This window comes from Nocardioides pelophilus (assembly GCF_014180685.1).
In the GTDB taxonomy this organism is placed as follows: Bacteria; Actinomycetota; Actinomycetes; order Propionibacteriales; family Nocardioidaceae; genus Nocardioides; species Nocardioides pelophilus.
Map to the genome: position 1 here is coordinate 1 of NZ_JACEHF010000202.1, position 6,867 is coordinate 6,867.

Sequence of the window (6,867 nt, forward strand, 5' to 3'; positions counted from 1 at the left end):
AAGTTCCCGAAGGCCGACATCATCGCGGCGACCGAGGCGGCGGGCGGGTCCGACGTCGCCACCTACATCAACACCGGCAACGTGCGGTTGACCTCGCGGCTGCGGTCACGTGCTCGGGTCGAGGCGGTGCTCGAGGAGGCCTATCTGGAGCAGGCCGGGTTCGCCGTACCCACGCTGGTGTTCACGCCCGCCGAGCTGGCGCGGATCGCGGCGGACGCCGAAGAGCTGACCCGCCCGGACCTGGAGCGCCACTACCTCTACCTGCTCAAGGACGAGCCCGACCAGGAGCGGGTCGACGCGCTGCTCGCGAAGGACGGCGCGGCTGACCAGGTGGTCGTGCGCGGCCGGGCGGTGCACCTGCTGTTCGGGGAGGGCTACCAGGCCGGCGGCGTCGATCCGTGGGGCGTGGAGAAGGTGCTGGGTGTGGTGGCCACCAACCGCAACTTCAACGTCGTCACGACACTGGCTCGGATGTGGTGCTCGTAGTCTCCGCGCGGGTCATGGTGCGCACCGACCGTGAGACCAGGGTGGCCAGCGCGATGGTGAAGTAGGCGAGGCCCGCGGCGAGGATCACGTGCTGGAGGCCGAAGGCGGCGCCGAGCGGACCGAACGCCAGCTGTCCGACCGGGATCGCGATGAACGAGCCGAGCATGTCGTAGGAGTAGACCCGCGACAGCATGTCGGCCGGCACGTGCTCCTGCATGGCGAGGTCCCAGCCGAGCCCGAAGATCTCGATGCCGGCGCCGCCGACGAAGGCCGCGACCACGACGATCCACAGCTGGTCGGTGAGGCCGAGCGCGATCATCGGCGCGCCGTGCAGCGAGCAGCCGAGCATGCCCCACAGGAGCGGGCGGCGCAGCGGCACGCGGAGCAGGATCAGGGAGGTGAGCACCAGCCCGCACGCACCGGCCGAGACGATCAGCGCCCACCCGCCGACGCCGATGGCGCTGGCCTTCGCGTACGCCGGCCCCAGGGTCCCGTTGCCGCCGCTGGACAGCGCGTTGAGGACGCCGAAGGCGAGCACGATCACCCAGAGCCAGGTCGTGCCGCGGAAGAACGCCCATCCGGTGCGCAGGTCCTCGAGGACGCCGGTCCGGTCGGCGCGGGCAGGCGGCGGGGGGAGCTTGATCGGGACCAGGAGGGCCGCCGCGACCAGGTAGGTGATGCCGTTGACCGCGATCGCCCACCCGGCGCCGACGCCGACGACCAGGGCGCCGCCGAGGGCCGGCGCGAAGACCAGCGCGATGTTGCGCAGCAGGCCGTTGAGCACGTTGGCCTGCTGGAGCGAGCCCTTCGGTGCCAGCTGGGGGAGCAGGCCGGCGAGGGCGGGTTGGTTGGCGGCGGCCGCGACCCCGTTGATCGCGGTGAGCACGACCAGCTGCCAGATCTCGGCGTGGCCGCTGAGGACCAGCGCGGCGATGGCGAGCTGGGTGAGGCCGGCGGTGATGTTGCTCAGCTGGATGATCAGGGTGCGGCCGAACCGGTCGGCGAGCACGCCACCGATCAGGAGGAACGCGACCATCGGGATGCTGTGGGCCGCGAGCACGGCGCCGAGGGCGCTCGGGGAGTCGCTGACCTCGAGCACCGCGAAGGCGAGCGCGATGTGGCCCATGAAGTCGCCGACCATGTCGACGGCGCGGCTGGCGAAGTACCACCGGAACCGGCGGTCGCGCAGCGGTGCGAGGGCCGGGCCGTTCACCGCTGCTCCAGCCGGAACGCCGCCACGGTCAGGTTGACTGGCGCCGTGCCCTTCGTGCGCGGGCGCTTGGCTTCCTCGTGGAGGAGCATCGACGCCCGGGTGACCAGGTCGAGCGCCTGCTCCCAGGTGTCGGGGGTGACCCAGAGCTCGGCGTCGGTGAAGTTGCCCTTGCCGGGCTTGCGGTGCGTGGAGCGCCGCTTCAGCTCGCTGCACATCGCCTCGATCTGCGCGGCCAGGTCCTCCTCGCTCGGCTTCGGCTCCGGCCGCTCGTGCGGGTAGCGGTACCGCTTCGCCACGCCCCCGCGGATCCGCTCCTCCCCGTCGACCACCACCAGCTCGGCGTCGTGGAGCAGTCGGAGGTGGTACGACGCGTTCGCGTGGGTGATCCCGAGCTCCCGCGCCACCTCGGCCGCGCTCATCGCGCTGCCGGTCAGCAGCGAGAGCATCCGGAGTCGGAGCGGGTGCGCAGTCGCCCGCAAGGAGGAGATCTGCTCGGCTGTCACGGCACCGCCAAAGGCTCGTTGGGGAGTTTCTCGCGGGTAGTGAACCACCCGCGTCGGCGTACTGTCAAACGTTTATTGGGCAGTCTCCCCGTCCCGCCGAGTCGGCGCTGTGCCACCATGGGCGGGTGACGACCGCCAGCCCCGTCGAGGTGGATCCGGGAGTCGAGGAGGACCTCACCCCGGACGAGATCACACTCACCGACACGCCCTGGGTGACCGTGGTGTGGAACGACCCGGTCAACCTGATGTCCTACGTCACCTATGTCTTCCAGAAGTACTTCGGCTACTCGAAGAAGAAGTCGGAGAAGCTGATGCTCGAGGTCCACGAGGACGGCAGGTCGGTGGTGAGCAGCGGGACGCGCGAGGAGATGGAGCGCGACGTCCAGGCGATGCACGAGTACGGCCTGTGGGCGACGCTCGCGAAGAGCGACTGACGGGAGCCTGACCGACATGGCGGGATTCGTCCGGCACCGCCGGAGCAAGCACATCATCGCGACCCTCTCCGGGTTCGAGGCCGACCTGCTGCGCTCGCTCGCCGCGCAGCTGGTCGAGCTGCTGCGCAACGAGGAGGCGATGCCCAGCGAGAGCGCCGACCCGCTCGAGGCGCTGTTCGTCGGCGGCGAGTTCTCCGGGCCGACCACCGCTCCCGACGACCCGGTCCTGGCCCGCCTGTTCCCCAACGCCTACCGCGACGACGACGAGGCTGCGGCCGAGTTCCGGCGCTACACCGAGGGCTCGCTCCGCGACGGCAAGGCACAGGCGGCCGGCACGATCATCGACACCCTCGAGGAGGCCGGGCTGCCGGCCGAGCCCGGGCCGGAGGAGCTGACGATCGACGTCGACCTCGACCTGCCGACCGCCGAGATCTGGATGCGGGCCTTGACCGACCTCCGGCTGGCGCTCGGCACCCGGCTCGGGGTCGAGGAGGGCGACGAGGAGTACTGGTACGCCCTCCCCGACGACGACCCCCGCGGCCAGGCCCACCACATCTACGAGTGGCTCGGCTACCTCCAGGAGACCCTCGTCCACGCGGTCCTACGCTGATCGCCGAGCCTCAGCGAGCCCGCCTCAGCGCGGTGGCTTGACCGCCAGCACGGGGCACGGCGCGTCGAGGATCACCCGCTGCGCCACGCTGCCGAGGAGCAGCTTGCCGACGGGCGTCCGGTGCCGGACGCCGACGATGATCACGTCGGCCGAGCTCTGGCGGGCGGCCTCGAGAACCGCTTCCGCGACATCCGGTACAACGTCGCGGCGGATGTCGACCTCGATGCCCTCGGTCGCGAGCCGCTCCCGCAGGGACTCCACCTCGTCCTCGTGGGCGAAGCGGTCGTCGACCAGGCTGTCGCCCCGGGTGGCGTTGACCACCACGAGCCGCGCGCCGGATGCCAGGGCGATCGCCTCGGCGTGCTCGACGGCTGCCCGGCCGTAGACATCGGCGCTGTAGGCCGCGACCACGCACTTCGGCTGCAACGGGTTCGTCGTGCTCATCGCTCCACCAGCTCCTTCTCGTCGTCCGCGATCTCGGGTTGGGCCGGTGCCGGGGGGCGAAGGCCGTTGATGGCCACGGCGGCCAACATCAGGGCGATGACGACGTAGACGACCACCGCGACCGGCTCGCCCCAGAGGGTGCTCACCTCTCCGCCGGAGAGCGCCAGGGCCTCGGTCAGCTTCCTCTCCATCTCCGGGCCGAGGATCACGGCCACGATGAGGGGCAGCACCGGGATGCCGAACCTCCGCATCGCGAAGCCCAGCACGCCGAACGCCAGCAGCAGCGCCAGGTCGAACGCCTGGAAGTTGACGCTGTAGGCGCCGAGGGTGGCGAAGAAGAGGATGCCGGCGTACAGCTGCGGCCGCGGGATCCGCAGCAGCTTCGCCCACAGCGGGGCCAGCGGCAGGTTGATCACGAGCAGCAGCGTGTTGGCGATGAGGAGGCTGGCGAGCAGTGCCCACACCAGGCCGGGCTCGTTGTCGAGCAGCAGCGGACCGGGCTGGATGCCGTAGCTCTGGATGGCGTAGAGCATGATCGCCGCGGTCGCGGTGGTCGGCAGCCCGAGGGTGAGCAGCGGGAGCATGGTGCCGGCGGCGGACGCGTTGTTCGCGGCCTCCGGTCCGGCGACGCCCTCGATGGCGCCCTTGCCGAACTCCTCGGGGTGCCGGGTCAGCTTCTTCTCGGTCACGTAGGACAGGAACGTCGGCATCTCGGCGCCGCCCGCGGGCAGCGCGCCGAACGGGAATCCGTAGGCGGTGCCGCGCAGCCAGGGCTTCCACGACCGCTTCCAGTCCTGGCGGCCCATCCACGGTTGCCCGACGGGGATGATCTCGAGCGGCTTGCGGCGCAGGTGGGCGGCGACCCAGAGCGCCTCGCCGATCGCGAAGATCGCGACCGCGACCACGACGATGTCGATGCCGTCGGCGAGCTTCGCCTCGCCGAAGGTCAACCTGGCCTGGCCCGTCGAGGTGCCGACCAGTCCGATCGCGAGTCCGAGGAACAGCGAGATGAAGCCGCGCAGCTTCGACGCCCCCAGCACGGTGGTGACGGCGAGGAAGGCGAGCAGCATCAAGGCGAAGTACGACGGAGCGCCGAGCTCGACGACCACGTCGGAGACCCGCGGCACCAGGATCCAGAGCAGGACGGTGCCGATCGTGCCGGCGATGAAGGAGCCGATCGCGGCGGTGGCCAGCGCCTGGGCGGCGCGGCCCCGTTTCGCCATCTTGTTGCCCTCGATCGCGGTGACGACCGACGACGACTCGCCGGGGGTGTTGAGCAGGATCGAGGTGGTCGAGCCGCCGTACATGCCGCCGTAGTAGACGCCGGCGAACATGATGATCGCGCTGTCCGCGCCGACGCTGTAGGTCACCGGCAGCAGCAGCGCCAGCGCCATGGCCGGGCCGATGCCGGGCAGCACGCCGACCGCGGTGCCCAGGAGCACGCCGAGGCAGGCGAACAGGAGGTTCGTGGGGGTCAGGGCTTGCTGGAAGCCCTCGAGCAACAGGTCCATGTCAGAGCACTCCGTCCAGGATGCCGGCCGGGATCGGCACGCCGAGCCCGACGTAGAAGACGTACCAAGAGCCGACGGAGAGGGCGACGCCCACTCCGATGTCCCGGATCAGGGTCCGGCTGCCGAGCGCGCGGGTCGCGCCGACGAAGAGAAGGGCGCCGGTGATCGCCCAGCCCAGGAAGTTGATGAGCGCGAGGTTGGCGATGAGGACCGCCGCGAGCATCCCGACCGTCCGGACGTCGGTGCCCTGGGTGAGGTCGATGTCCTCGCCCTCGTCGGACTCCGGGATGTCCCCACGCGCGGTCGCGACGGCGAGCAGGATGCCGAGCAGCACCAGGGCGCCGCCGACGATGTACGGCACCGCGTAGGGCTGGACCGGCTGGTCGGCGAACCCGTCCTCGAGGCCGACGGCGTCCAGCAGGACGTAGCCGCCGGCGAGCACGAGGAACGCCGCCAGTCCGTACTGCGCCTTGTCGATCAGCGGGCGGCTGCCCGGTTCACGACGGGTGGGTGTGGTGGTGCTCATGACAGTCCCAGCTCCTCAAGGGTCTCGGCCACACGGGCGTCCTGTTCCTCCAGGAAGGTCCCGAACTCCTCGCCGGTGGCGAAGCTGTCGATCCAGCCGTTCTCGGCCAGCGCTTCCTGCCACTCGTCGGACTCGTGCATCTCGGTGATCAGCTCGATCAGGTAGTCACGGTGCTCGTCGCTGATCCCCGGCGGCGCGAGGATGCCGCGCCAGTTGGTGAAGACCAGGTCGATGTCCGACTCGGTCAGCGTCGGGGCGTCGACGCCCTTGAGGCGCTCGTCGCCGGAGACGGCGAGCACCCGGAGGTCGCCGTTCTCGATCTGGCCGGCGAACTCGCCGAGGCCGGACACGCCGACGTCGATCTTCTCGCCGAGCAGCGCGGCGATGAGCGGACCGCCACCGTCGTAGGAGATGTAGCTGACGTCGTTGGGGTCGATGCCCACCTCGGCCGCCAGCTGCATCGGGAACAGGTGGTCCGGTCCGCCGGGGCTGGAACCGCCGCCGACGTTGATCGACCCCGGGTCCGCCTTCCAGGCCTCGACCAGCTGTTCGATCGTCTTGTACGGCGAGTCGGCGGGTACGACGACGCCCTCCTGCTCCTCGATGAGCCGGGCGATCGGGGTCATCCGGGTCGGGGTGGCGTCCGACTTGTTCGTGTACACCGCGCCGACCACGCCGAGACCCATCGTCACGATCAGGTCCTCGGCGCCCTCCTCGTTGAGCAGGCGCTGCATCGCGACGGTGCCGCTGGCGCCGATGACGTTGCTGACCTCGAACCGGCCGGTGAGCTCGTTCTCCTCCATCGCCCGGACCGCGGCGCGACCGGTGAGGTCGTAGCCGCCGCCGGCGCTGTTGGGGATCATCATCCGCAGCCGGCGGTTGCTGGGGTCGTCCGAGTCGCGGGTCACGCCGCAACCGCTGGCGACCACGAGGACCACGACGGCGGTGAGTGCGGCCAGGAGCCGACTCCGATGCATGGGAACCTCCAGGATTGGGTGTGAGCGGGTTCACGCTCGATCCGTGCCAGCATGTCTGCGTGCTGTGGCGCCCGTCACTCTTGCGAACGCAAAGGAGGTTGTGGACGTTGTGGTCGCACTGACGAACGCGTTCCGCTGGCGTCGCGGCGGGCTGGCGCTGGCC

Annotated in this window: 9 protein-coding genes; 3 read left to right on the forward strand and 6 right to left on the reverse strand. The window is 70.6% G+C overall.

Features of this window, described 5'->3' with window-relative positions:
- Window positions 1-486 (forward strand): DUF1697 domain-containing protein (locus tag H0488_RS20890; RefSeq protein ID WP_183101147.1); only part of this gene is annotated, 486 nt, incomplete at its 5' end.
- On the opposite strand, the gene H0488_RS20895 is transcribed toward H0488_RS20890, so the two are convergent.
- Together H0488_RS20895 and H0488_RS20900 are read right to left on the reverse strand one after the other, a co-directional pair.
- Window positions 455-1,699: an MFS transporter gene (locus H0488_RS20895; RefSeq protein WP_183101148.1), complete on the reverse strand. Its 1,245-nt coding sequence runs from the start codon at window positions 1,697-1,699 to the stop codon at window positions 455-457. The two genes, H0488_RS20890 and H0488_RS20895, sit on opposite strands and share 32 nt — an antisense overlap.
- A complete protein-coding gene (locus H0488_RS20900) occupies window positions 1,696-2,202 on the reverse strand; it encodes an ArsR/SmtB family transcription factor (protein ID WP_220794849.1) in 507 nt (168 codons plus the stop codon). The genes H0488_RS20895 and H0488_RS20900 overlap by 4 nt, the downstream gene beginning before the upstream one ends.
- 149 nt (window positions 2,203-2,351) lie before the next feature.
- Between H0488_RS20900 and clpS the strand changes: the two genes are divergently transcribed.
- Complete coding sequence (clpS, locus tag H0488_RS20905) at window positions 2,352-2,636, forward strand: ATP-dependent Clp protease adapter ClpS (protein ID WP_376768492.1); 285 nt, start codon at window positions 2,352-2,354, stop codon at window positions 2,634-2,636.
- A gap of 16 nt (window positions 2,637-2,652) precedes the next feature.
- A complete protein-coding gene (locus H0488_RS20910; protein WP_183101150.1) occupies window positions 2,653-3,246 on the forward strand; it encodes a DUF2017 domain-containing protein in 594 nt (197 codons plus the stop codon).
- 24 nt (window positions 3,247-3,270) lie between these two features.
- Here the strand turns inward: H0488_RS20910 and H0488_RS20915 are convergent, their stop codons facing one another.
- Genes H0488_RS20915 through H0488_RS20930 form a run of 4 tightly spaced genes read right to left on the reverse strand, consistent with a single transcriptional unit; the run spans window position 3,271 to window position 6,704 of the window.
- Entirely contained in the window at window positions 3,271-3,690 is a 420-nt protein-coding gene (locus H0488_RS20915; RefSeq protein WP_183101151.1) for a universal stress protein, read from the reverse strand.
- Window positions 3,687-5,201 carry a tripartite tricarboxylate transporter permease gene (locus tag H0488_RS20920; RefSeq protein WP_183101152.1) on the reverse strand — a complete coding sequence of 505 codons (1,515 nt, stop codon included), beginning with the start codon at window positions 5,199-5,201 and terminating at the stop codon, window positions 3,687-3,689. Before H0488_RS20920 ends, H0488_RS20915 begins: the two co-directional genes overlap by 4 nt.
- A gap of 1 nt (window position 5,202) precedes the next feature.
- Window positions 5,203-5,727, reverse strand: coding sequence for a tripartite tricarboxylate transporter TctB family protein (locus tag H0488_RS20925; protein WP_183101153.1), 525 nt, complete (start codon window positions 5,725-5,727; stop codon window positions 5,203-5,205).
- Window positions 5,724-6,704 carry a Bug family tripartite tricarboxylate transporter substrate binding protein gene (locus tag H0488_RS20930; RefSeq protein WP_183101154.1) on the reverse strand — a complete coding sequence of 327 codons (981 nt, stop codon included), beginning with the start codon at window positions 6,702-6,704 and terminating at the stop codon, window positions 5,724-5,726. The genes H0488_RS20925 and H0488_RS20930 overlap by 4 nt, the downstream gene beginning before the upstream one ends.
- Window positions 6,705-6,867: the final 163 nt, after the last annotated feature.